Origin of the sequence: Hyphomonas sp. GM-8P, assembly GCF_003263315.1 — a bacterium.
Lineage (GTDB): Bacteria > Pseudomonadota > Alphaproteobacteria > Caulobacterales > Hyphomonadaceae > Hyphomonas.
Window position 1 is genome coordinate 97,096 of the sequence record NZ_AWFE01000035.1, and the last position, 23,224, is coordinate 120,319.

Sequence of the window (23,224 nt, forward strand, 5' to 3'; positions counted from 1 at the left end):
TTATGCCCTGGGCAATCTCAATGTCGCTTTCAGCCCGGGCGATCCCTCCGGGCCGTTTCCGTCTGACAGGATCAATTCACCGCCATGCATTTCCGCAACTGACACAACGAGGGCAAGGCCGAGGCCGCTACCCGGCTGGGTGCGTGCCGAATCCATCCGTTGGAAGCGTTGGACCACCCGCTTGCGCGCGTCCGGCGGAACGCCCGGTCCGGTATCGATGACTGTGAGATCGACCGTGCCTTCCGGGCCGCGCGCCACGGTAAAACTGACATTTCCGCCCACGGGGGTGTACTTGATGGCATTGTCGAGCAGGTTCGACAGAGCCTGGCCGATCAGGTCCCGGTCGCCCAGAACCATCAGGTGTTTCGCGATCTGGCTGCGGAAGCTCTGTTCGGCCTCTTCGCAGGCCGGCTCGAACAGTTCGGCCAGTTCTTCGGCGAGTTCGCTGACGTCCATCCGCACGCGCTCGCCTTCTGCACCCGCTTCGAGGCGGGCAAGGCGCAGGATGGCGTTGAAGGTGCCGAGCACCCGGTCGACTTCCTCGACCGTCTCCCCAAGCGTCGCTTCGGCGCTTTCCTTGGACATCGGCTCGGAGAGCGCGATCTCCAGCCGGTTGCGCAGACGCGAGAGCGGGGAGCGCAGATCATGAGCAATTGCGTTGCCGGTATTGCGGGTGGATTCGACCAGCTTCTCGATCTGGTCGAGCATCGCATTCATGCGCTGGCCCAGACGGTCGAACTCGTCGCCGGACCCTCGCACAGGCACGCGGCGGCCAAGCTCGCCGCCCATCACCATTTCTGCCGTCCGCGCGAGTTCATCTGCCCGCCGCGCCGCGCCGCGAGAGATCAACAGACCGCCCAGCAGTGACAGGACAAGCCCGATGGGCGCGGCAATGAAGATGGCGTTCTGGATCCGACCCACAATCGCGGTTTGCTGCGCAGTATCAAACGCCACCAGCAAAGCCCCGCCATTGTCGCGCAGGCGCACGATGCGGCCCGCCACAGGACGGACGACTTCGGACCCGTCCGGCTCCGTCAGCGTGACTTCGAAGTACACGGTCTGGACATCAAGATCAGGATTATGCGCAGGCATGCGCTGGAAGTGTCCGGCGATACGGCGGCCCGAGGCATCTTCGAGATAATAGAAAAAGGTCGATCCGTTGCGGGTCATCCGCTCGAACACCGACTCGCTGAGGCGTTCCATGCCGCCGGTGAAGTAGGCATTACCCAGCTGTTCGAATTCCAGATCCATCCGCCGGTCGGATTCCGCGCGAATGTAGTAAACCGTCGAATAATAGAGGTAGACCAGCAACGCCGCCGAAAATGCTGCGAACATGGCGCTGTAGAGCAGCGCCAGCTTGAATGTGGTCGTCCTAAGGAAGGTCGGCAGGGCGAATTTCATGGCTCGCTAGTGCCAGCGCCCTGCCAATCCGTCTAGCCCTGCAACCTGTATCCGGCCCCGCGGACCGTGTGTAGCAGCGGCTCGTCGAATTCCTTGTCGATCTTGGCGCGCAGGCGCGAGACGTGAACATCGATCACATTGGTCTGCGGATCGAAATTATAGTCCCACACTTTCTCCAGAAGCATGGTGCGCGTCACGACCTGGCCGGCATGGCGCATCAGGTATTCCAGAAGGCGGAACTCACGCGGCTGCAGGTCAATCTTCTGGCCAGCCCGCGTGACCTTGCGGGTCAGCAGGTTCATTTCCAGGTCGCCCGCCTTCAGCACGGTGACCGGCGGTTCCTGGCCCGGCGTGCGCCGGCCGAGCGCCTCAACGCGTGCAGCAAGTTCTGCCGGTGCGAAGGGCTTGGCGAGGTAGTCCTCGGCGCCGGCCTTCAGGCCCTGTACCTTGTTCTGGACGTCGCCCAGCGCCGACAGGAAGAGCGCCGGTGTCGTGCCGCCCGCGTCACGGAATTCCTTCAGCAGGGTCAGGCCGTCTTTCTCTGGCAGCATGCGGTCGACCACCATGGCGTCGAATTCTTCCGACCGCGCCTTTGCCAGTCCACGCTCGCCATCGTCCGCTTTGTCCACCGAATGCCCAGCCTCAACAAGGACCTTCTCGATAAAGCTGGCCATTTCTGCGTCGTCTTCGATCACCAGCACACGCATGGGATCCTCCTGAACTGTGTCTAGCATTTCCGCCTCACTTAGTCTTTGCTGATGTCGATGGTGCGGTAGGTCGTGATCTGGCCCACACGCACAGCGATCAGTACTTTGGTCCGGTCCGCCTTCTTGGCGGCGTCGATGGCCTTCTTCAGAACTTCAACGCTCGAGACCGGCTCATTGTTGGCTTCCAGGATGACCATGCCGCGCTGCAGGCCGGCCTCTTCGATCGCTCCGCCACGCTCAACCTCTGAAATCACGAGACCGGCTTCGTCCTTGTCGAGGCCGAGACGCTGGCGCATCTCGTCGTCGAGCGGAATGAAGGTCACGCCGAGCGATTCCATGGTGGCTTCGTCGGCATTGTCGCCGGAGCCTTCGGACAGGGCCGAAGCCGGAATGCGCTGGGCGCTGAGATTGTCGCCCCGCTCGCCGACGACGACATTGATCGTCTGACGCTTGCCGCCACGCATGATGTCGAACTTGTTCGATGTGTTGGCGATCAGACGGCCGACAAGGCGGGTCGTCGAGGTCGCATCGCTGACCTTCTGGCCATTGACCGACAGGATGATGTCGCCACGCTGGAGGCCGCCTTTGGCCGCCGGGCTGTTTTCGGTCACGTCAGCGATGATGGAGCCATCATTGTTGTCCATGCCCTGGGCCTCAGCCATGTCTTCGGTGAGGTCCTGGATCTGGACACCCAGCCAGCCGCGGGAGACATGACCATCCTTGATGATGGCCTGGGTCACTTCCTGGGCCAGCTCGGCAGGGATCGCAAAACCGATACCGACCGAACCGCCGGTGGGCGACAGGATCTGCGTGTTCACACCGACGACATTGCCGTGCAGGTCGAAGGTCGGGCCGCCGGAGTTGCCGCGGTTGATCGCAGCATCAATCTGGAGAAAGTCCGTATACGGGCTATCATTGCCGAGCTCCCGGCCATCGGCCGAAAGGATGCCTGCCGTCGCCGTACCGCTGAATCCGAACGGATTGCCGAGGGCCACGACCCAGTCGCCCTTGCGGAGATTATGGGAGTTGCCGAAACGCACATAGGGGTATGTCCCCTTATCCTTCACCTTGATAACGGCGAGGTCTGTATCGGGATCAGTGCCGATGAGTTCGGCTTCCAGTTCAGCCCCGTCCTTCGTTACCACTTCAATCTGGACGGCGTTCTCGACCACGTGATTGTTGGTCACGATGTAGCCGTCCTGCGAAATGAAGAAGCCGGAGCCGAGCGAACGCGCTTCGCGCGTCTGCGGCTCCTCGCCTTGTTCTTCTTGCTGGCGGCGCTGCTCAAGGAAGTCGTCGAGCCCCGGCAGACCGCGGAACTGTTCGAAGAATTCCTGCATGTCGCCCATGTCGTTGACCTGGCGTTCGGACACCACGTTCACGCTGACGACGGCGGGTTCGACGCGTTCGATCAGGTCGGCAAAGCTCATCGGCGCGCCCGCAGGCGCCTGGATCGCGATCGGCTGAGCGCCGGCCTCTGGGCTGAGAATCTGAGGCGCGATCGACAAGGTCCCAACCGCTGCGGCTCCGAAAAGCGCTGCAACCAGTGCCTGCCGAGAAATGCCAAGTTTCATGATTTCTCTCTCCAACTCTCTGAAATATCGCCGTTTGTCCGGTCGGACGTTACATAATCATACGAGAACGAATGTGGTCATTAAAAGACAGTAAGTCGAATGGAATCAGGAGATCACGCCGGTGCCCAGGAACGGACCGACGCTCTGTCCGATCAGCTCATTTCCGGCAGGCGAGGAATGGAGAGGAATCCGATCGAGGCCCGGCCGCGCCTGGAAAACTCTTCTCAACCAGCCGCCGAATGATGGGGTCGACAAAATTCTGAAACTTCAAATCTTATCAGATTTAAACATACCGTTAGTATGACTAAATCGAAAAAGCCCTTGAAATACTACAGTTTGCGAGACATACTTGTTTTCACTATAGATCAGAAGGGGCTGATTTGTGCGCTTGATTAACCGCATGCCAGACAGGCTGTTGCGTCATCGCGCCTATGCCTCAAGCCAGTTGCCGGCGCTGGAAGGGCCCAATCCCCGGGCCTACCGGTGTCAATCACCACTTCGTACGTCTTGCCTACTGCCAAGGTGGCTTGCGAAGTCCCATTCAGACGTCAAGCAATGTCCCCACCCAGCCTGACGGCTATTCCCACGGGGGTCGGCGCCGGCAAACCCTGCCCCTCACAATTTCGAGATCCTGACTGAATGGCAGGCGGGGTCAGACGTCTTCCGATTCGATCTGGTCCACGACTGTCCGCTTCCGCCGTGCGGTGAGGAAGCCGATGAGTCCGCCAATGGCGAGCAGGAGAAACGGACCAAGCCAGAGCAGCATGCCGCTCAGATTGTTTCCCTTCGGGCGGAACAGCACGAACTCGCCATAGCGACTTTCAAACCAGTCGCGCACTTCCTGGTCGGTAGACCCTTCGCCGACCATTTCGCGAATGCGGGTCCGCATATCCTCGGCGATCGGCGCAGCGGATTGGGAGACGGGTTCATTCTCGCACGCCACGCAGCGCAGCTCCCGCATCAGCGCCTGCGCGCGGGCCTCCTCCGCCGGATTATCCAGCGGAACATCGGCCGCCAGTGCGATCACGAGAGACAGGAACAACGCCTTCATCGCTTGACCTTCACCATGCTGAGACAGCCGCCGAGGCCAATCAGCAGTACGCCAAAGTATACGAAATCAATCAGCGGATTGAAGTAGACCCGGAAAACCCAGCGTGCCTGCCCGTCCACGACACGCTGCTCGCCAAGCGCCGCATAAAGATCGCCCGTGCCGGTCTTGAAGATCGCGGTCTCGGTCGTCGGCATGCGCGCGGCAGGATAGTAGCGCTTCATCGGCTGCAGCACGGTCGTCACACCGCCCTTCACGGCGGTCAGCACCGCCTTGTCCGCATACCAGTTCGGCCCCTCGATGGAGCGGACATCTTCCAGAGTCAGGGTCCAGCCAGCCGCCTCGCCCGATCCGCCTTCTGCCAGCGCAACCGTGGTTTCATACCGTTCGGTCGTTTCGATCACGGCGCCGATGATGAACAGGCCGATCCCCATATGGGCGAGGGTCATGCCCCAGACGCGCGGGGAAACGCGGAACACGCGCTTCAGCGTGACGGCACGGCGCCGCAGTTCCCACAAGGCACCGCCGATCAGCCAGACGCCAAGCGCCAGCCCAAATGCCGCGCCCAGTGAAACCTTCCAGATGCCAATACCCAGCGCGGCAAACACGGCGACCAGTGCGGCACCTGCGATGGCCCAGCGCGTCCACTGCTTCAGATCCGCCTTGCCCCACGCCCAGTTCTGGGCGACGGGCAGCAGGACGAGCAGGACCGCCAGGATGGGCACGAAAGTCAGCCGGAAATATGGTTCGCCTACGGACATGGTGCGTCCAGCGGCTTCGGCCATCAGCGGGAAAAGTGTGCCCAGCAATACGGTCAGCGCTGCCACGATAAGCACGATGTTATTGGCCATCAACGCGCCTTCGCGGCTAACAATCAGCCAGGGCTTGGCGCCTTTCAGGGAAGGCCCGCGCCAGACGAACAGGCCCAGGGCGAGCACGCCATAGACCATCAGTCCGAACAGAAGGATCGTTCCCCGCTCCGGATCAACAGCAAAGGCATGAACGGAAGTCAGCACACCGGAGCGCACGAGGAAGGCTCCCATGATCGAGAACAGGAACGCCAGCACGGACAAAAGCGCCGTCCAGGCCGCAAAGTTTTCGCGCTTTTCCGTGACGATCACGGAGTGCAGCAAGGCCGCTCCGATCAGCCAGGGCATGAGGGACGCATTCTCCACCGGGTCCCAGAACCACCAGCCGCCCCAGCCAAGCTCGTAATAGGCCCAGTAGGATCCCAGCGCGATGCCCAAGGTCAGGGGCACAAAGGCGGCGAGCGACCAGCGCCGGGCTTCCTTCGCCCACACCCGGTCAATGCGCCCATCCATCATGCCGGCCGCAGCAAGCGCGAAAACGAAGGAGTACCCGACATAGCCGAGATACAGCATCGGCGGATGGAAGGAGAGTGCCGGGTCCTGCAGGAGCGGGTTCAGCCCCGCCCCCTGAAAGGGCGCCGGGTCGAGGCGCAGATAAGGTGAGGACGCAAACAGCAGGTAGCCCATCGCGCCGGCGGTCAGGAACCCCTGCACGCCGAGCGCATGGGCCTCGAAATTCACACGTCCCGTCTTCATCAGGGCAGCCGCCGCTGCGCCGAACGCAAAGGTCACCAGCGCCCAGAGCGCCATGGAGCCTTCATGGTTTCCCCATGTGCCGGCAATCTTGTAGAGCATCGGCTTCAGCGTGTGGGAGTTGTTCGCCACAAGCAGGAGCGAAAAGTCCGAAACGGCAAAGGCATGCACCAGCGTGAGGAACGAAAACGCCATCAGGCCAAAACCGGTCACGGCGGACATGCCTGCCCACCGGCGATCGCCCTTCAGGCCGAAGATCGTCTGCGCCAGCGCGGCGCCGAGCGCCAGGAAGGCCGCGAAATGCCCGGCTTCGATCATCCGCCGATTGCCTCGGGGCGCAGTTCGCGCGGCTGGTAGTTCTCGTCATGCTTCGCCAGGATCTGGCGGGCGGTGAATGTGCCGTCGGGACTGAACTGGCCGATGGCAACAACGCCCTGCCCTTCGCGGAACAGGTCCGGCGCAATACCGGTGAACGCGACCTTGATGTCGGCATCGCTGTTGTCCATCACAGTGAACATCATGGTGGCGCCATCCGCCGAATAGGTCAGCGACCCCGGCTCGACCCAGCCGCCGACTTTCACCTCACGCCCCTCTTTTGGCAGGCCTTTCTCGGCCAGCGTTTGGGGTGTGTAGAAAAGGTTGGCATTCTGGCGCAGGGCCATGAAGGCAAGCCCCGCCGCAGCCAGCAGCAGGACGGCGGCGATGCCAAACGTGTAGAGTCGTCGAGTGCGTGCGCGCATGCCGGTCTTATAGAGCGACCCGCGCCAAATTGGGAGTGCGGCAGATGCATCCGGCGCGGGCGAGACCCTGACGCCCGTATGGGCAGGCTGGAAAGGCCTGAACCCAATAGAGACGTGGCTGTCTAATTGCGGGCTGTGCGTTTATACTGGGGATTATGACGCCTGCAGCATTTGAGACCTTTTTCGGATGATCGAACTGACGATCAATGGGCGGCTGGTCGAAATAGCCGAGGGTGCCACGCTGCTCGATGCTGCCAGCAAAGCAGGCATCCATATCCCCACGCTTTGCCATTATCCGGGCCTGCCGTCCCATTCGGTCTGCCGGATGTGCCTGGTCGAGGTTGAAGGCGAGACAAAGCCGCGGCCAGCCTGCACGACTCCGGCGAATCAAGGCGACGTCGTCGAAACGGATTCAGATGCACTTCGGGAATTCCGGCAGAGCAATGGAGAGTGGCTGTTAGCCCGCCACCCGAACGACTGCATGCGATGCGAGGTCAACGGGTCCTGCAAACTGCAGAGTCTTGTCGCTGAAAACCAGTGGGAGGAGCGCTGGGAGGAAATTCCCCCGGGATCTGCCGCACATCCTGAACATTCATCAGCTGACCACACGTCGCCCAGCATATGGCGGGACCTGTCCAAATGTATCGAGTGCGGCCTGTGTGCCGAAGCCTGCGGCGAGGCCGGCCAGCAGCAATACGTGATCGGGTTTGCCGAACGCGGAGACGAACGCCTACCCGTCACCGTCTTCGACGACCCATTGTCTGAAACCCAGTGCATTTCCTGCGGTCAATGCACGCTGGTCTGTCCGGTCGGCGCCCTGATAGAGGCGCCGCATTGGCACGACGTTCTGCATACGCTCGACGCGCGCAAACGCACATCTGTCGTCCAGGTTGCGCCAGCCACACGTATCGCGATCAGCGAAGAGTTCGGCATGGCGCCCGGGACTGTCAGCACCGGCAGGCTGATCAACGCGCTGAGGCAGCTCGGGTTCGATTATGTCTTCGATACGAATTTTACAGCTGACCTGACCATCATGGAGGAAGGGACGGAGCTGCTGACCCGTCTGGAAACACAGACGGACCTTCCACTGTTCACATCCTGCTGTCCGGGGTGGGTGAACTGGCTTGAGCTCAACCGGCCCGATCTCCTTCAGCATCTCAGCACGACGAAATCCCCCCAGCAGATGCATGGCGCCATCGCAAAGCGGGGCTATTTCGCGCGATCCCTCGGACCGGAATTCGCCGAGGGAAAAACGGAGCCCTATGTTGTCAGCGTCATGCCGTGTACGGCTAAAAAAGACGAGGCCTTGCGGCCGGGTATGTCCGGTGACGTGGATCATGTGTTGACCACGCGGGAACTCGCCCGGATGATCCGGTCCCGGGGCATTGCATTTGGCGCCCTTTCCGAAGACGGCAGTTTCGACAGCCCGCTCGGCCAGAGCACAGGCGCAGCGCAGATCTTCGGCGCCTCTGGCGGTGTGATGGAAGCGATGGTTCGTACCGCAGCCCACCTCACAGGGCGGGAAGACCAGGTTCCGCTGGAGTGGCAGCAATTGCGTGACGTGCGCGAAGCCGTAAAGACGGCGACCATTCCCGGCATCGGAACTGTAGCGGTCTGCAATGGCATTGCCGCGGCTCAGCGCATGCTGGAGACAGACGCATGGCGCACGGCATATGTGGCCATCGAGGTCATGGCCTGTTCGGGCGGATGTCTGGGCGGCGGCGGCGAGCCGAAATCCATGGACCCTGATGTCCTGAAAAAACGCAGCAAAGCGATCTACGACATCGATGCCAAAGCCCCGCGCAGGCGCTCCTATGAGAACCCTGACGTCCGGAAACTGTACGATACGGAACTTGGGGAGCCGAACTCGATAGCCGCGCACGCCCTGCTGCACACCACCCACACGGCAAGGCGCTCAGACCGATCGCTGCTGGCGCGGTTTCTCGATTGCGTGGACCGGCGCGATGCCGAGGCCGCCGCAAGCCTGTTCCATCCGGACGGCGTCTGGTCCACCGCCTCACCCTTCGGCGATATCCGGGGCGCAGACAACATAGCGGCGCTCATCCGCAGCGGCCTGCCACCCAGGAAATTCGGCCCTCATTTTGTGCGGCATCATCTGGAGCCGCCTGCCGTGCCGGATGATCTCGTCGTCGTTACGCCTGATGGCCAGCGATGCCGGTTCAGCATGGAAACATGTTCGATAGATGCGGATGGACGATCCCGGGTCGGGATCAGAACCCTCGAACGCCACATCCTCTAAAACAGGCCGGCGTCAACGCTCCGAACCACGCCATAACAGTTCGCGTGGCACGCGAATTGCTACTGGTTTCCCTTTCCGCTTCGGCCTGGGAGACCCGTATTGCGCCAGCTTAGAATCTTTGGCGATCTCACCGTCCAGGTGGGGATCATCCTGATCAGTGTGGCGGCCCTGTTGTCCCTGATGCGCGATGGGTTTCACATCTTCGTCCACGAAAGCTTCGCCTGGCTGATCGGTGTGACACAGGCTTTTTTCGGGACGCTGTTTGAACAGCCGACTGCGGCGAAAATAGTCGACCTGGCCGGAGCCGCCCTCCGGCGCGTTTTCGCTGTTGTGGGTGTAGAGGCAAATTTCTCGCCCGATCCCCATTGGGTTTACATCTTCATCCTGCTCGCCGTCGCGTTGGGCGGATACGCCCACACGCTCAGGAACTTCAAAACCCAGCCTGCCTTCAGCGCGTTCCGCTATGGCAATGCCGTCATTTGCGCATTTGTCGGCGGCATGCTTGCAGGATCTGCCCCCCTCGCTCATCCGGGCATGTTTGCCTGGCCCATTGCGGCGCTTCTTGCATTCATCGGGCTGAACGCAATCTGGCGGGCATCGTTCGATGGCAAACCGGGCCAGCGGCGGATGGCGGCCCGCGCTGCTCTCCTGTCCCTCTCCGCAGCCGTCCTGACCGCCCGGATCGCCTTCGACCTGGAGCCGGAAGGTGGCGTGGTCCACCCGCACTCAAGTCCGGGACTGATCCTGCTCGCATTGATCACGGCCGGGTTCGGCGGCTGGTTCATGCGGTTTGGTCTGGGGGCAACACGCACCGACGAAACGGGACAGCGTCTCGGAACGCAGGTTCTCGCCGTCTTCGGTGTGGCCGCCATGGTGATTGTCGCAAGTCAGGCGACATTCTGGATGGGGCGCGCCTCGGGCGGCACCAATGTCCCGTCCGCAGGATCGGTGTTCCAGGATTGTGCAGACTGTCCAGACATGGTGGCGATCCAGGCTGGGCGGTTCCTGATGGGAACGACCGTTGAGGAAGCCGAGCTGCTGAAATCCGCTGAGCTCTGGAAACCGGCGCGCCACACTCAGGAAATGCCATCCGATGAACGGGAAACCACCAGCTTTGCATTGGCCCGTACCGAAGTCACCGTCGCTCAGTTCAAGGCATTCATGGACGCGACAGGTTACAAACCGGCAGGCTGGTGCTGGGGGCTACGCGACGGCGGTCTCGATTTCTACGCAGATGTAACCTGGGACGCCCCCGGCTTTGCTCAGGAACCCGACCATCCGGTTGTTTGTGTGAACTGGCTCGACGCGCAGGCCTATGTGCGCTGGCTCAGCCTTCGGACGGGGGAAACCTATCGGCTGCCAACCGAAGCGGAATGGGAATATGCCGCGCGGGCTGGCTCACGGTCGGTCCATGCTATCAACGAAAATACGCAGGCGGACTGTATGCTGAGAAACGCTGCAGATGTATCGGCCAAGCAGAACTTTCCGGATTGGAACACATTCAATTGTGACGACGGCGCAGCCTTTACGGCGCCGGTGGGGTCCTATGCTCCAAATGGCTTTGGCCTATTCGACATGACGGGCAATGTCTGGGAATGGGTGGAGGATTGCTACGGCCCCCTACGGGCCGCAGACATGGATGGCGACGCGCAGCAGCCTGACTGTTCAAATCGTGTGATACGCGGTGGCTCCTGGAACTACGGCCCGGGCGAAGTGCGAGAGGCAACCCGAGATATTCACGCACCATCCACGCGAGGCAGCGGCCTGGGATTTCGGGTCGCCCGGGAGCTGGCCCTGCCTACCCCTGAAATTGCCTATTCCGAAGGTGCCGGTCCCGGTCCGGGCGCAGCCTCTTCCCCCTGACCGATGGCTTCGATCATGCCGCGGAAACGGTCCCGGCGAGGATCGCCTTCGGGAAGATTATTGTAGATATACCGCATGGCCTGTTCGGCCTTGTCCTGGTCGCCTGCCTGCGCGGCCCCCATTGCGGCCCACATTCCGGCGCGCACCTGCGTCTCGTCCAGTTCGTAAGCCCGGCCATACAGCCTCGTGGCCTGCGGGCTGACCCCGCCACCTGACAACGCCACCAGCGTATCGGCCAGCGCCACAAGCGCCGGAACGAAATTCTCGTCACGCCGCAAGGCCGACTGGTAAGCGCGCGCTGCGTCCTCCGGGCGGCCCTCTGCGCGCAGCATCTCGCCAATAAAGAAATGCGGCTGCGGGTCGTTCGGGCGCTGCTGCGTCGCGAGTTCCAGGCGCGACAGGGTTTCCGCAGGCGTCAGTGTTTCCGGCGCCGTGGCGATCTTCTGGGCGAGGCCTTCCTGCCGCTTGGCCATCGGTTCGTCGGGCATGCCCGGCTTGCCCACCACCAGATAGCCTGCCACGGCCACAGCGAGGCAGAGACCGGCGACAGCAATATTCAGGCGGTTCATCGTTTCGGAAACCTCAGGCGTGCGCGCAGGCCCCCGGCCGGGGCCTCATCCAGTTCAAGCACGCCCTTATGCAGCTCTGCCAGCTCTGTGACAATCGACAGACCCAGTCCGGTGCCGGGGGTTGTTTCATCAAGTCGCACCCCGCGCTTGAGCGCGCCTTCGCGTTCTTCTGCGGTCAGGCCCGGGCCGTCATCATCGACTTCGATCCGTAATTCGGTGGCATCGTCGAGCACGCTGACCCGCACATCGGCCTTCGCCCATTTGCAGGCATTTTCCATGAGATTGCCCACCATCTCCTCAAGGTCCTGCCGCTCCCCGCGGAAGACGGCTGCCTCGCCACCGAAGACGGTCACATCAATGCCTTTGGCGTCATAAAGCCGGTTCATCAGCCGGGCGATACCATCCAGAACCGGGCGCACTTCCGTGCGCGCGCCCAGCGCTTCAGCCCGCGCAGCCATGCGGGCACGCTTCAGATAGTGCTCCACATTGGTCTGCATCGAATCGACCTGGCGGCGCACGACATCGTCCAGCTGAGTCTTGCCTGTCGCCTCGTTGCGCAGGACCGCAATTGGTGTCTTCAAAGCGTGGGCAAGATTCCCGACATGCGTGCGCGCCCGCTCGACAACCTGCCGGTTGTGGTCGACCAGCTTGTTCAATTCTTCCGTCAGCGGCTGCACTTCGGACGGGTAATCGTCGGGCAGTTTCAGCCGCGTGCCTTCCCGGATCTCGGCAATGTCATGGCCGAGCTTCACCAGCGGCCGCAGTGAATAGCGGATTCCGGCAACCATCGCGGCGAACACGCTGCCAAACAGGACCACCATTGTGCCGATCAGCAAATTGCGAAACCGGGTCGCCGCGGCGTCGTTCTGTGCCCTGTCTGCGGCAGCGACCAGCACAAGCGGCGTCGCGCGGTTCTCCACAATTATAGCCTTGGCTGCTGCGAAGATACGCTGGCCGGCGGGCCCCGGCCCAATCCCGAACTGCGTCGTGCCCGGCGTGGCGAGCGCCCGCTTCAACAGGCGCGGCGACACCGGCACGGGCTCGTCCCACAGGCTGCGAGAGCGAAGGTCACCAACCGCCTCGCCGTCTTCGTTCACCGCAACAATCGCCCAGTAGCGGCCGGAATACTGGGTCTGGTAGCGGGAATCTGTCGACAGGAAGACGTGGTTGTCGTCGGTCACCCGGCCATCCGGCAGGAACGCCCCCTCGCGTGTCATGTCGCGCGTCAGAGTGATCAGGGTCTGATCCAGATCGTCGGACAGAAGGGACAGCGTTTGTGCCCGGTAAAGCGCCGACAGGGCCAGCGCCCCGCCGATCAGCACGATCAGGCCCCAGACAGCGGCCGCCAGAATGATCCGCCGGGCCAGCGACAGGCGCGTCCAGCGGTCAAGGAATGTATCAGGTCTGGTGTCGGCGTCGCTCATACCCGGCAATCAGCACGGGGCGGCATCAGCCGGCCACGCGTGCTTCATTCTCCGGCACAACGAGTCGGTAGCCGAGACCACGCTCGGTCTGGATACGGTCCTGCCCGATCTTGCGGCGCAGGCGGCCGATGAACACTTCAATCGTGTTCGAGTCGCGGTCAAAATCCTGATCGTAGATATGCTCGACCAGTTCCGTACGCGGAACAACCCGACCCTGATGGTGCATCAGGTAGGACAGGACGCGGTATTCGTGCGCGGTCAGCTTCACCGGCTCGCCATTGATCATGGCGCGCGCGGCGCGGGTATCCACCATCAGTTTGCCGGCTTCCAGCGTCGCAGCGGAATGACCAGCCGCACGGCGCAGCAGCGCACGGAGGCGGGCCAGCAGCTCTTCAGTGATAAACGGCTTGGTCAGGTAGTCGTCGGCCCCGGCATCGAAGCCGGCCACCTTCTCGCTCCACGAATCGCGGGCGGTCAGGATCAGAACCGGGAAGGACTTTCCGTCCGCGCGCCATTTCTTCAACACGCTCACCCCGTCCATCTTGGGCAGGCCAAGGTCCAGGATCACCGCATCATAAGGTTCGGTGTCACCCAGGAAGTGGCCATCCTCACCGTCTGCGGCGAGATCGACCGCATAACCTGACTGCCCCAGCACGTCGGCCAATTGGCGGCGCAGGTCAGCATCGTCTTCAACAACCAGGATACGCATGGTTCGGCTACTCCCTGAAATGGCTAAGGGCTAATGTTGGCTCAGGCACCGCGGCGGTCAAGGATGGCGCCCGTTTGCGCATCGACCACGAAATGCATCTTGCGGCCATCCTTGGTCATCCAGTCGATCTCGTAGACCGATTTGCCATTGCCCCGGTCATACAGGTCGGCGCTCAACTGATAGCCGCCATATTGCCGCTTCAGATTGTTGAAAATCTGGCTCAGCGGCACGGTCCGTCCCTGATTGCGCGAATCGCGCGCCTGTCCGGGCGAGAACTGGTTCATCCAGTCCTGCGCCGACGCCGCGGGCGCGAAGACGAGGCCAAGGGCCAGAAAAAGGGCGGCAATCCGTTTCATATCCTGCCGTATAAGGCCGCAGCTCTGAATGTGAAGTGAACGATACCGTTCACTTTCATTCAGTGCCTCCACCCCTCAAATGCAGGCAAATGCCGCCCCGGCAACCCGCCTCACGGCGGACCGAGTGTCCAGGCCGGGCTGAAAATGACCAGCTTCATGTCCCGCGGAGTCATCGACATGGTAAATCCGGCCCTCGGATCATTGTACGGGCGCGCATCGCTCCAGCTTTCCATAGACAGGGCAATCCTCGCCCTTTCATACAGTCCTAGAGTCTCGCTTTTGCGCTGGATTCTCACGAATCGCTCCGTGGTGCCATGACTGCCTGTATCCCGCTCAAAGCCCGCTTCGCCATTCTCCAGACATGGCTGCAGCCATCCGACCGCGGACCTCAACCGCGTCTCGAACGCAGCCCGATCCGCAACCATCATCTCCGCGCCGTCTTCACTGCCCGGCATCTCCCGCAAATGGCACTCATACGCCGTGGTGACATATTTCGGGGTCACTTTGCCGATCGGCCCGTCCACCAAACGGCAGTCGTCGAAACCGTCCAGAACCCAATCGCCGGTCAGCGCCACATCACGATGTAGCCAGCCGGTCGCCAGCGGGAAATCCGACGTCAGGGGCCGGACCGCTTCCAGCTTGTCCGCGACCTGCTTCAGCTCGGCGCAATCGGCCAGCGCCGAGCCTGCCGGCACAAGCGCCGCTGCCAGCACGAAGGCCGTTCTGAATAGTTCTATCCGTTTGCGCATCTTCCTACTCCTTCGCCGGAGTATCGACCTGCGCCTGGAACTGCAACATGACCTGCCAGCCCGGCGGTCCGCCCCGCCCGCGCATGAAGGGCGTATAGCTCATCTCCAGGAAAGCGGGATCGACGGTGAAACCGCTTGCACTGTCGGCCATGTCCACCGGTTTATACGTGAGTTTGTGGTATACCTGATAATCTCCGTTCTCGGTATCCTCGGCGGTTTCCCATCCGTCACCGAGACAAGCCCGCATTTCACTGGCCGCCGTATCGAACGCCGCTTCAGCATCTGCGCGCTCGTCGTCCCGGCCTATGGAATTGCCCTCGAAAAGGGGGCAGCTGTAGGTGTAAATCGTCGTGCCGGCGCCAAAACCGTTCATGACACTTGCGGTACAGGCCGCGCCGAAAGGCTTGTGCGTCCCGATGAAAGTATCCGACAGCGGCGTGTCGCCCATCATCTTGTTGACGCCACGCAGGCGCTTGAACGGTTCGGCTTCGGTGCGCGCGTCGAGCATGGCCTGGATATTGCCGCACGGCCCAGCCGCTTCTTCAGTGCCGAATTCGGAACCGGCCGCTCCGCAGGCCGAAAGCGTGAGCATGGACAAGCCAATAATAGCGATGCGCATAATGAGCGCCCCCCTGAGGTTCAGTTTCTGGAACTGAACTCATTACCGGCAACGCCCCGGCCGTATATCCCCGGAACAAGGGAGGCTCGGTTGACCACCGGAAAGCAAATCAGGCAGGCGTCAGGATTTCTCCGCCCACTTGCGCAGGCCTTCGTCCTTCGGATTCTCCAGGACGATCTCCAACCGGACATACAGATCGCCCGGCGGCGCGGTTTTCACGCCTTTCCCCTTCAGCCGCAACTGCGCGCCTGTGTTGGAGCCAGCCGGGACTTTCAGCGTGACATGGCCGGAAGGTGTTTTCACTTCCACGCTGCCGCCGAGAACGGCCTCCTTCAGGCCGATGGGCAGCTTCATGCGAAGGTCTTTGCCTTCACGCTCCCAGATCTTCGATGGACGGACCTCGATTTCCAGAAGCGCGTCGCCGGGCGGGCCGCCATAAGGCGATTGCTGGCCCTGGCTTTTCAGACGAAGCGTCTGTCCGGTGTCGATCCCGGCAGGAATGTTCACGTCCAGCGCCCGGCCGTCGGCCATGGTCATGCGGCGGCGCGCGCCGAGCACGGCATCCTCGAAGTCAACCTGCACACGGTAGCGGACATCCCGGCCCTTCTGCGGACCCGGGCCGCCGCGGCGGGACCGGCCGCCGCCGAACATGCCGGATAGGATGTCTTCGAACGGGTCGCCCTGCGCGCCTTCGAAGGGGCTCTGGCCCGACGCGCTTTGCCAGCGGAACCCGCCAGCACCACCCGGATGACCACCGCCAGCAAAGCCGGTCGGGTTACCGTCGCCGTCAATCTCGCCGCGGTCGAATTTCGCCTTCTTTTCCTTATCGCCAAGGATGTCGTAAGCGGCCGAGACGCGTTTGAACTCTTCAGCCTTCTTGGGATCATCCTTGTGCTGGTCCGGATGCAGGGCTTTCGCCTTTGCCCGGTAAGCCTTCTTGATCTCGGCCTCCGTCGCCGAGCGCGGAACGCCGAGCACGATGTAGGGGTCGATGGCCAAGTGAGTCGGATCCTTCTGGTATTTCATTTGCTGACATACAGTTAGGGTGTCCCGAGGGGGATTGGAACCCACTTGCCACTGCGGCCATCTGCGCCGATTTCAGCCAGGCACGCTGCGATCGCGCCCGATGGAATCGCCGCTGAGGGCATATCCGTCTCTATCTCATCGCCAAATCCGGTGCCGGTATCGAACTGAACAGCGAACCGACCGGCATTGGCCGCCTCCGGCAGGGCCCAACTCTCCGGCAGGTCCCCACCGCGGCGAACCCAGCTGAGCAACCCGGCAGACGCGCGCAGATGAAAGATCGTTCCGCGAAAAATCGCGTTTGGCCTACCACACAATTTCCATCTGACACTTTGAATGCGCAGTCAGAGGGTGTGCTTCTAAAAGGTACGCCATTTTAACATAACGCCTCGGTTCCTTTGTGAGGCACCACCTGTATTCAACACCTTCTCACCCAACAGCCAAATAATTTGTATGCGCACCAAACCCGAAGGCCCATCGCCTGTGTTATCTTCCTTGCAGCTGCAGCTTTGTGTAGACGCCTTCGCGGAAGGCCGGGCGTGCCACATCCGGCGCTGGTTTGCGGATCAGGCGGGCGGCTGCCTCGTGCGCCGTCACCAACGGCACGGACACCGCCACCTCCCCCACCATGCGCACACAGCGATAGGCGACCGCGTTGCGCAGGTCGCCATCGCAGGTCAGCGCGCCCCCGCTCCCGGCCGCCCCAATTCAGGCCGCCGGGATCAGTCAGTGCCACCATGGGTGGAGCCGATTTCGACTCATGCCTGTTTTTTCCCGGGATCCAGATCCACACCATGCCGCTGCATCCGCCTCCGTCGTTTGATGGCGTGAAGTTAAGATGCGGCCGTAACCCGGGGATTGGGATTTGAATTATCCAATAATTACAAAGAAAAACATGCTTATAGCTGCGGAACTGGCGCTGCTATTTCCCACAGCTCTGCGACGTTCTGGCGTAGCCATCAGGAGCCAAATCTGCTTTGTCGTTAGCTTCCGTTTTGAGGGGTCGAGGAGCTGAAGAATGTCGGCGCGTGTGATTTCTATTGCCAATTCCAAGGGTGGCGTCGGCAAGACCACAACTACTGTCAGCCTGGCTGAAGCCTTCGCGGCCGAAGGCCGCCGCGTCCTGGTCGTTGACCTCGACACGCAGGCCAATGCCTCTCTGCTGGTCTTCGGCAATGAGGGCGACGAACACCTGTTCCAGGCCATCAACGACTACGCTACGATCTCCGACTGGCTGCTGGAGAATTTCGAGGCGAACGAGCAGAAACGGCTGGAAGAGTATATCGTCACCGACGCCTCCGACGTAACCGCGAGCGGCAAGCCGCTGCCACTGGACCTGATCCCGTCGAGCCCGCGCCTGCGCAAGACCGAGAAAGAGCTGATCTATCACCTGACCGAGCAGGGCTATTCCATGGAAGCCTTGGAGAACCAGGTCGGCCGGCGCCTGCGCGACGACTTCAACCTGCTCAAGGCGAAGTATGACGTCATTCTGTGCGACTGCCCGCCCGGCATCTCCACGATGACGGAATCGGTCCTCGCCGCCAGCCACCTCGTGATCGTGCCGACCATTCCGGACTTCATGTCCACACTCGGCCTCGACCTCTTCACCGGCGACGTGATGACCAATCTGCGCGAACGCGACGTGAAAAAGCTCCCCATGGTGCTGGCGACCCGGTATGACAATTCTCAACACCAGCAGGTCGTGCTGAACGCGATGCGCGAAGCGGCGGCTGCCCAGGAAGCCGAGTTCACCATGTTCAAGACGGTCATCCCGATGAAGTCCGGCTTTGCCACCAACCCGATCGAGCTTGGCCCGGAGCCGACGATCGAGGCGAAATGGTCCGGCGGCGCCCTGCCGGTGATCAAGGACCTGCTGGCAGAAGTGAAGGCGGCGCTGGCATGAGCGGCGACGCACACAAGGCTGGCGCCGAAGCGCTGACAGCCCTGCTGAACCAGGCTTTCAGCGCGCTGGGAGAGAAAGAATACGCCGCTGCGGCCGGCCTGCTGACCAAGAAGCTGATGATCTCCGCCGGGCAAACCGTCGAGGTCATGCGCGCCCTGCGCGATGCCGTCGGCAAGGACATCTTCGAAGCCCAGCTTAAATCGTTGACGGCGCATCAGGCCCGCCTGCTTGCCCGCCGCCTCGACAAGACCGTCCCGGACATCGAGGTCTCCACCGCGGGCGCCGCCTGCGCCTGGATCCGCGACCTGATGGACGGCAATACGCCCGATACGGTCGAGACTGCCGCCCCTGTCACCGAGGCCCCGGCTGAAGAGCCTGCCGCAGAAACCGAAGCCGAAACCCCGGCCGAACCGGAAGCGCCAAAGCCCGCTTCCTCCGGTTCCTACTTCGGCCGCAAGAGCTTCCGCACCGGGAATTAGGCGCCTCACAATTGCCGAACGCCCAGCACAGCTTCATCCAGCATCAGCGCCCAGACGGCCCAGCTGGCGCGCAATCTTCGCCACGCTGCGCCCGCTGAGATACAGCAGCCGCATCACCCGTCCGTGCCGTTCGGTGATGTCTCGTCTTCATGATCTTCCAGCCATGCGCGGGGGTTAGTACAGGACCTTGCCCGTAGGATTGAAGGAGCGCGTTCAGCTCATCTCCCGCACGCCCGCAATGCATTGCGAGGGGCATGGATCAGAGGTCGGGTCCGTCACCTCGCCCGTCTTCTCGATGGCAGATTTCGCGCAATCATAGTCGAGGTCCACGATGGCATCGAACTGGTTAAGATAGACCTTGCCGGTCAGATCATCCAGGAAATGCGTGCGCTTCAGCCGGTCCATCACCGGTCCCTTCACTTCGCTGAGGTGCAGGGTGACGCCGGCATCCTTCAGGCGCCGGTTGATCGCTTCGAGGCTTTCCAGGCCGCTGACATCGATATGGTTCACCGCCGGACACATCAGGACAATGTGCTCGACGTCCGGCCGGTTCCCGAGGACACAGTAGACCGTATCCTCCAGGAAGCGGGCATTGGCAAAGTACAGGCTTTCATCGATCCGTATCGTGACGATATGTTTCGGGATCACAACGGCATGCCGGTTCACATTGCGGAAATGGTGGGTGCCCGGCACCTGCCCCACAATCGCAAAGTGCGGCTTGGAGGTGACATAGAGGTGCAGGCCGATCGAGACGATGATGCCGGTGGTGACGCCCAACTCCACGCCCGCCAGTAGCGTGACGAGGATCGTGCCCAGCATGGCGGCAAAGTCGCGCTTCGAATAGCTGAGCGTGTGCACAAGTTTCTTCAGGTCCACGAGGCCCAGCACGGCGACGATCACCGTCGCGGCCAGCACGGCTTGCGGAAGGTTGTAGAGCAATGGCGTCAGGAACAGCGCGGCAAGCGCAATGCCGACGGCGGTGAAGGCGCCCGCGGCGGGCGTCTCGGCACCGGCGTCGAAGTTCACGGCGGAGCGGGCAAAGCCCCCGGTCACCGGATAGCCGCCGGAGAAACCTGCCCCGAGGCTGGCGGCACCGAGCGCGATCAGTTCCTGGTCCGGGTCGATCCGCTGGCGGCGCTTGGCGGCCAGCGTCTGCGCCATGGAGACTGATTCAATAAAGCTGATCATCGCGATCAGCGCTGAGGAGCCAAGCAGCGAGCGCCAGAGGCCGGGGTCGAAATCCGGCACGGTCAGGCCCGGCAGGCCTTTCGGAATGTCGCCGACAATGTGCACGCCCTTGGCTTCCAGCCCGAAGGCCGTCACGGCCACACCGCCCAGCGCCACGGCCAGAACCGGTCCGGACCGCGCCAGCGTGCCAGCGATATTCTCCTTCAGGCCGAGCCCCAGCAACAACGGCTTCAGGCCTTTCCTTGCCCAGAACAGGAACGCCACCGCCGGAGCGCCGATGGAGACCGTGTACCAGTTCACATCGCCAAGGTGGCTGATGATGCTGGCCAGCGTCTCGATGATGTTGTGCCCGCTCGCCTGCACACCCAGCAGGTATTTCAGTTGGCTGACGGCAATCAGGATGCCGGTCGCGGTGACAAAGCCGGACACGACCGGATGGCTCAGGAAATTGGCGAGGAAGCCCAGCCGGAAAATGCCCATCACCACCAGCATCAGGCCGGAGAGGATGGCCAGAATGATCGCGGCCGTCAGGTATTCCGGCGTGCCCTGCTCGGCCACCTTGCCCGCGGCGACGGCCGTCATCAACGACAGGATCGCCACCGGCCCGACGGCCATCGTCCGGCTCGTGCCGAAAATGGCGTAGATCACCAGCGGCAGGATGGAGGCGTAGAGCCCCACCTGCGGCGGCAGGCCCGCCAGCATAGCATAGGCCAGCGATTGCGGGATCAGCATGACCGTCACAATCACCGCCGCCACCATGTCATTGGTGAACGTGCCGCCATTATAGGTACGGCCCCATTGAAGAATGGGCAGGTGATCAGACAGTTTCACGCGTTCAGCCCCCGGCTTTTCCCGCCACTATAGAGCGTTCAGCGGAATTTTCAGATAGCTGGTGCCGTTATCGTCCGGCTCCGGCATCTGACCGGCGCGCATGTTGATCTGGATAGAAGGCAGGATCAGGCGCGGCATGTCCAGCGTTGCGTCCCGCGCTTCGCGCATGGCGACGAACTCGTCCTCGGTGACCCCATCATGGACGTGGACATTGTTTGCCCGCTCCTCAGCGACCGTCGTCTCCCACTTGTACTCGTCCCGGCCGGGCGCCTTGTAGTCATGGCACATGAACAGGCGGGTTTCGGGCGGCAAGCTCAGCACTTTCTTGATCGAACGGTAGAGCGTGCGGGCGTCTCCGCCGGGAAAGTCCGCCCGGGCGGTCCCATAGTCCGGCATGAACATGGTATCGCCCACGAACGCCGCGTCTCCGACGACATAAGTCATGCAGGCCGGCGTGTGGCCGGGCGTGTGCATGGCATGGGCTTCGATGTTCCCGATACGGAACGTATCACCGTCCACCATCAGCTTGTCGAACTGGCTGCCGTCTCGCTGGAAACGGGTGCCTTCATTGAAGATCTTGCCGAATGTGTCCTGCACGGTGCGGATCTCGGCGCCGATGGCGATCTTGCCGCCCAGCTTTTCCTGAATGTACGGCGCTGCCGACAAATGGTCGGCATGGACGTGGGTCTCCAGAATCCACTCTACTTTGAGATCATTTTTCTGAATGAACTCAATGATCTCATCAGCGGACTCGGTGTTCGTGCGGCCGGACGCCGGATCGAAATCCAGCACCGAATCGACCACGGCGCAGACCTTCGTCTCCGGATCGGTCACGACATAGCTCACCGTGTAGGTCGGCTCGTCGAAGAAGGCTGTCACAACTGGGTTCGTCATTGCGGGCTCCTTATTTCCTGGCTTTGGCTGTCTTGGCGATGCGCACATCCGGGTCGGCCTGTTTGCCCAGCATCACCGAGCAAATCGCATCCACCATCGCATGCGCGCGCTTGTCTGAAAGTGTATAGAAAACCTGCCGCGCATCCCTGCGCGCCGTCAGCACGCCTTCCTCGCGCAGCTTGGCGAGTTCCCGCGACAGGCGCGGCTGGGGGATACCGAGATCCGCCTCCATCTCTCCGACAGACGTCTCCCCGCCGCGCAGCTGGCAGCAGATCATCAGCCGGTCAGGATGGCTGAGGGATTTGAGCAGGCCTGTGGCTTCGGCCACCAGCGGCTCCATTCTCTCACTGTCCCTGATCATCTCTTTCTCTCCGATCTCACTTTACACTTTACATAAGTGTAAATTACGAGATTCCAAGAGGTCCCCAACCTGGGTCAAAACCGTCATCCAGTTTTCAGGAACCGGGCGCCAGGCCTGTTGCCGGAAAGACGCACACGCCGGCCAAAGCGAGCTTTTCGACCCACGCCCCTGCTGCAACCATAGCGCGTCACACAACGGTGACAAAACCGAAACAGGCCCGTCAAGAAACTGTGGGAAGGGCGCTTCGGTTCACCGAACAGAGGGGTCTGTCATGCCAAAATCTTATCGTTCACTACTCGCGCTCGGGGTTGCTTCCGCCGGGCTGATCCAGGCGGCTTCCGCCGACGTCATCATTGGTCAGGTCACGGACGCATCCGGCGAAGCGCCGCTGCAGGGCGCCATCGTCACGATCGAGGAACTCGGCCGCACCGCCGCGTCCGACCGTTACGGTGATTACCGCTTCAACAACATTCCGGCCGGCGACTACACGCTGTCCGTTTCCTATATCGGCGCTGACAAAGTCACCTCCGACGTCTCGCTCGCTGGCGCCGCCACCGTGAACTTCACGGTCGGCAGCGACACCCGCTACATGGACAATGTGCTCGTGGTCGGCTCCACCGCCGCCCAGGCAGGCGCCATCAACCAGCAGCGTGCTTCCAACGCCATCATCTCTGTCGTGGACTCCGACGGCCTCGGCAACTTCCCCGATACAACGGTTGCCGACTCGCTCGGCCGCGTTCCGGGTCTCTCTATCGAGAACGACCAGGGCGAAGGCCGCTACGTCTCGATCCGCGGCATCAACACCGACCTGATCGCCTCCTCCATCAACGGCGTGCGTACACCATCGCCGGAAGACCGCCGCGGTGTTCTGCTGGACGGCGTGCCGTCTGATCTGCTGGACGGGATCGAAGTCCAGAAATCCCTGACCCCGGATTGGTCTGCATCCCGAAAAGTGGTCCGGTAT

22 protein-coding genes are annotated in these 23,224 nt (G+C 62.0%); 5 read left to right on the forward strand and 17 right to left on the reverse strand.

The features are described from left to right. The 6 genes from HY26_RS03415 to ccmE all read right to left on the reverse strand — a co-directional run bounded on the left by HY26_RS03415 (position 1) and on the right by ccmE (position 7,032). Positions 1–1,401: a HAMP domain-containing sensor histidine kinase gene (locus HY26_RS03415; RefSeq protein WP_034768777.1), complete on the reverse strand. Its 1,401-nt coding sequence runs from the start codon at positions 1,399–1,401 to the stop codon at positions 1–3. Positions 1,402–1,433: 32 nt separating this feature from the next. Further along, positions 1,434–2,108, reverse strand: coding sequence for a response regulator transcription factor (locus tag HY26_RS03420; RefSeq protein WP_034768779.1), 675 nt, complete (start codon positions 2,106–2,108; stop codon positions 1,434–1,436). Positions 2,109–2,146: 38 nt separating this feature from the next. Continuing rightward, on the reverse strand, positions 2,147–3,682 hold the full coding sequence (locus HY26_RS03425) for a Do family serine endopeptidase (RefSeq protein WP_233351520.1): 1,536 nt from the start codon (positions 3,680–3,682) through the stop codon (positions 2,147–2,149). A gap of 652 nt (positions 3,683–4,334) precedes the next feature. Beyond that, positions 4,335–4,733: a cytochrome c-type biogenesis protein gene (locus HY26_RS03430; RefSeq protein ID WP_051600249.1), complete on the reverse strand. Its 399-nt coding sequence runs from the start codon at positions 4,731–4,733 to the stop codon at positions 4,335–4,337. Then, positions 4,730–6,610, reverse strand: coding sequence for a heme lyase CcmF/NrfE family subunit (locus HY26_RS03435; protein WP_112072924.1), 1,881 nt, complete (start codon positions 6,608–6,610; stop codon positions 4,730–4,732). The genes HY26_RS03430 and HY26_RS03435 overlap by 4 nt, the downstream gene beginning before the upstream one ends. After that, positions 6,607–7,032: a cytochrome c maturation protein CcmE gene (gene ccmE / locus HY26_RS03440; protein ID WP_034768784.1), complete on the reverse strand. Its 426-nt coding sequence runs from the start codon at positions 7,030–7,032 to the stop codon at positions 6,607–6,609. The genes HY26_RS03435 and ccmE overlap by 4 nt, the downstream gene beginning before the upstream one ends. 187 nt (positions 7,033–7,219) lie before the next feature. Here ccmE and HY26_RS03445 point away from each other — a divergent pair, with 187 nt between their 5' ends. Both HY26_RS03445 and HY26_RS03450 read left to right on the forward strand, forming a co-directional pair. Continuing rightward, positions 7,220–9,292 (forward strand): [FeFe] hydrogenase, group A, encoded by a 2,073-nt coding sequence (locus tag HY26_RS03445; protein ID WP_112072925.1) that lies wholly within the window; start codon positions 7,220–7,222, stop codon positions 9,290–9,292. Between the two features lie 99 nt (positions 9,293–9,391). Beyond that, positions 9,392–11,155 carry a formylglycine-generating enzyme family protein gene (locus tag HY26_RS03450; protein WP_112072926.1) on the forward strand — a complete coding sequence of 588 codons (1,764 nt, stop codon included), beginning with the start codon at positions 9,392–9,394 and terminating at the stop codon, positions 11,153–11,155. Here HY26_RS03450 and HY26_RS03455 read toward each other — a convergent pair. From HY26_RS03455 to HY26_RS19335, 8 genes are all read right to left on the reverse strand, one after another. Beyond that, positions 11,107–11,724: a hypothetical protein gene (locus HY26_RS03455; protein ID WP_034768788.1), complete on the reverse strand. Its 618-nt coding sequence runs from the start codon at positions 11,722–11,724 to the stop codon at positions 11,107–11,109. The two genes, HY26_RS03450 and HY26_RS03455, sit on opposite strands and share 49 nt — an antisense overlap. Continuing rightward, positions 11,721–13,148, reverse strand: coding sequence for an ATP-binding protein (locus HY26_RS03460; RefSeq protein ID WP_034768790.1), 1,428 nt, complete (start codon positions 13,146–13,148; stop codon positions 11,721–11,723). The genes HY26_RS03455 and HY26_RS03460 overlap by 4 nt, the downstream gene beginning before the upstream one ends. 25 nt (positions 13,149–13,173) lie before the next feature. Beyond that, entirely contained in the window at positions 13,174–13,857 is a 684-nt protein-coding gene (locus HY26_RS03465; protein WP_034768792.1) for a response regulator transcription factor, read from the reverse strand. 41 nt (positions 13,858–13,898) lie between these two features. Then, a complete protein-coding gene (locus tag HY26_RS03470) occupies positions 13,899–14,213 on the reverse strand; it encodes a PepSY domain-containing protein (RefSeq protein ID WP_051600251.1) in 315 nt (104 codons plus the stop codon). A 110-nt stretch (positions 14,214–14,323) separates the two neighbouring features. After that, positions 14,324–14,962 carry a hypothetical protein gene (locus tag HY26_RS03475; RefSeq protein WP_034768793.1) on the reverse strand — a complete coding sequence of 213 codons (639 nt, stop codon included), beginning with the start codon at positions 14,960–14,962 and terminating at the stop codon, positions 14,324–14,326. Positions 14,963–14,966: 4 nt separating this feature from the next. After that, complete coding sequence (locus tag HY26_RS03480) at positions 14,967–15,581, reverse strand: hypothetical protein (RefSeq protein ID WP_112072927.1); 615 nt, start codon at positions 15,579–15,581, stop codon at positions 14,967–14,969. Positions 15,582–15,701: 120 nt separating this feature from the next. Beyond that, complete coding sequence (locus HY26_RS03485; protein ID WP_034768801.1) at positions 15,702–16,607, reverse strand: DnaJ C-terminal domain-containing protein; 906 nt, start codon at positions 16,605–16,607, stop codon at positions 15,702–15,704. Between the two features lie 483 nt (positions 16,608–17,090). Continuing rightward, on the reverse strand, positions 17,091–17,216 hold the full coding sequence (locus HY26_RS19335; protein WP_255567008.1) for a hypothetical protein: 126 nt from the start codon (positions 17,214–17,216) through the stop codon (positions 17,091–17,093). Positions 17,217–17,622: 406 nt separating this feature from the next. On the opposite strand from HY26_RS19335, the gene HY26_RS03495 reads away from it, so the two are divergent. Together HY26_RS03495 and HY26_RS03500 are read left to right on the forward strand one after the other, a co-directional pair. Continuing rightward, complete coding sequence (locus HY26_RS03495) at positions 17,623–18,507, forward strand: ParA family protein (protein WP_051600252.1); 885 nt, start codon at positions 17,623–17,625, stop codon at positions 18,505–18,507. Next, positions 18,504–18,986 carry a hypothetical protein gene (locus HY26_RS03500; protein WP_112072928.1) on the forward strand — a complete coding sequence of 161 codons (483 nt, stop codon included), beginning with the start codon at positions 18,504–18,506 and terminating at the stop codon, positions 18,984–18,986. The genes HY26_RS03495 and HY26_RS03500 overlap by 4 nt, the downstream gene beginning before the upstream one ends. Before the next feature lie 213 nt (positions 18,987–19,199). Here the strand turns inward: HY26_RS03500 and HY26_RS03505 are convergent, their stop codons facing one another. The 3 genes from HY26_RS03505 to HY26_RS03515 are packed head-to-tail and all read right to left on the reverse strand — an operon-like array spanning position 19,200 to position 22,260. Beyond that, positions 19,200–21,005, reverse strand: a complete 1,806-nt coding sequence (locus HY26_RS03505) for a SulP family inorganic anion transporter (RefSeq protein WP_034768807.1) — start codon at positions 21,003–21,005, stop codon at positions 19,200–19,202. Between the two features lie 27 nt (positions 21,006–21,032). Beyond that, positions 21,033–21,899 (reverse strand): MBL fold metallo-hydrolase, encoded by an 867-nt coding sequence (locus HY26_RS03510; protein WP_034768809.1) that lies wholly within the window; start codon positions 21,897–21,899, stop codon positions 21,033–21,035. Between the two features lie 10 nt (positions 21,900–21,909). Beyond that, positions 21,910–22,260, reverse strand: a complete 351-nt coding sequence (locus HY26_RS03515; protein WP_112072929.1) for a metalloregulator ArsR/SmtB family transcription factor — start codon at positions 22,258–22,260, stop codon at positions 21,910–21,912. A gap of 271 nt (positions 22,261–22,531) precedes the next feature. On the opposite strand from HY26_RS03515, the gene HY26_RS03520 reads away from it, so the two are divergent. Then, the coding region (locus tag HY26_RS03520) for a carboxypeptidase-like regulatory domain-containing protein (RefSeq protein ID WP_158531409.1) at positions 22,532–23,224 on the forward strand (693 nt) is incomplete at its 3' end.

Excerpts from the sequence above, each read along its gene's own strand:
- HY26_RS03420 (WP_034768779.1), bottom strand. The coding sequence starts at position 2,108 with ATGCGTGTGCTGGTGATCGAAGACGACGCAGAAATGGCCAGCTTTATC.
- HY26_RS03515 (WP_112072929.1), bottom strand. The coding sequence starts at position 22,260 with ATGATCAGGGACAGTGAGAGAATGGAGCCGCTGGTGGCCGAAGCCACA.
- HY26_RS03435 (WP_112072924.1), bottom strand. The coding sequence starts at position 6,610 with ATGATCGAAGCCGGGCATTTCGCGGCCTTCCTGGCGCTCGGCGCCGCG.
- HY26_RS03485 (WP_034768801.1), bottom strand. The coding sequence starts at position 16,607 with ATGAAATACCAGAAGGATCCGACTCACTTGGCCATCGACCCCTACATC.
- HY26_RS03445 (WP_112072925.1), top strand. The coding sequence starts at position 7,220 with ATGATCGAACTGACGATCAATGGGCGGCTGGTCGAAATAGCCGAGGGT.
- HY26_RS03465 (WP_034768792.1), bottom strand. The coding sequence starts at position 13,857 with ATGCGTATCCTGGTTGTTGAAGACGATGCTGACCTGCGCCGCCAATTG.
- HY26_RS03480 (WP_112072927.1), bottom strand. The coding sequence starts at position 15,581 with ATGCGCATCGCTATTATTGGCTTGTCCATGCTCACGCTTTCGGCCTGC.
- HY26_RS03455 (WP_034768788.1), bottom strand. The coding sequence starts at position 11,724 with ATGAACCGCCTGAATATTGCTGTCGCCGGTCTCTGCCTCGCTGTGGCC.
- HY26_RS03470 (WP_051600251.1), bottom strand. The coding sequence starts at position 14,213 with ATGAAACGGATTGCCGCCCTTTTTCTGGCCCTTGGCCTCGTCTTCGCG.
- HY26_RS03415 (WP_034768777.1), bottom strand. The coding sequence starts at position 1,401 with ATGAAATTCGCCCTGCCGACCTTCCTTAGGACGACCACATTCAAGCTG.
- HY26_RS03495 (WP_051600252.1), top strand. The coding sequence starts at position 17,623 with ATGTCGGCGCGTGTGATTTCTATTGCCAATTCCAAGGGTGGCGTCGGC.
- HY26_RS03510 (WP_034768809.1), bottom strand. The coding sequence starts at position 21,899 with ATGACGAACCCAGTTGTGACAGCCTTCTTCGACGAGCCGACCTACACG.
- HY26_RS03425 (WP_233351520.1), bottom strand. The coding sequence starts at position 3,682 with ATGAAACTTGGCATTTCTCGGCAGGCACTGGTTGCAGCGCTTTTCGGA.
- ccmE (WP_034768784.1), bottom strand. The coding sequence starts at position 7,032 with ATGCGCGCACGCACTCGACGACTCTACACGTTTGGCATCGCCGCCGTC.
- HY26_RS03430 (WP_051600249.1), bottom strand. The coding sequence starts at position 4,733 with ATGAAGGCGTTGTTCCTGTCTCTCGTGATCGCACTGGCGGCCGATGTT.
- HY26_RS03500 (WP_112072928.1), top strand. The coding sequence starts at position 18,504 with ATGAGCGGCGACGCACACAAGGCTGGCGCCGAAGCGCTGACAGCCCTG.
- HY26_RS03460 (WP_034768790.1), bottom strand. The coding sequence starts at position 13,148 with ATGAGCGACGCCGACACCAGACCTGATACATTCCTTGACCGCTGGACG.
- HY26_RS03475 (WP_034768793.1), bottom strand. The coding sequence starts at position 14,962 with ATGCGCAAACGGATAGAACTATTCAGAACGGCCTTCGTGCTGGCAGCG.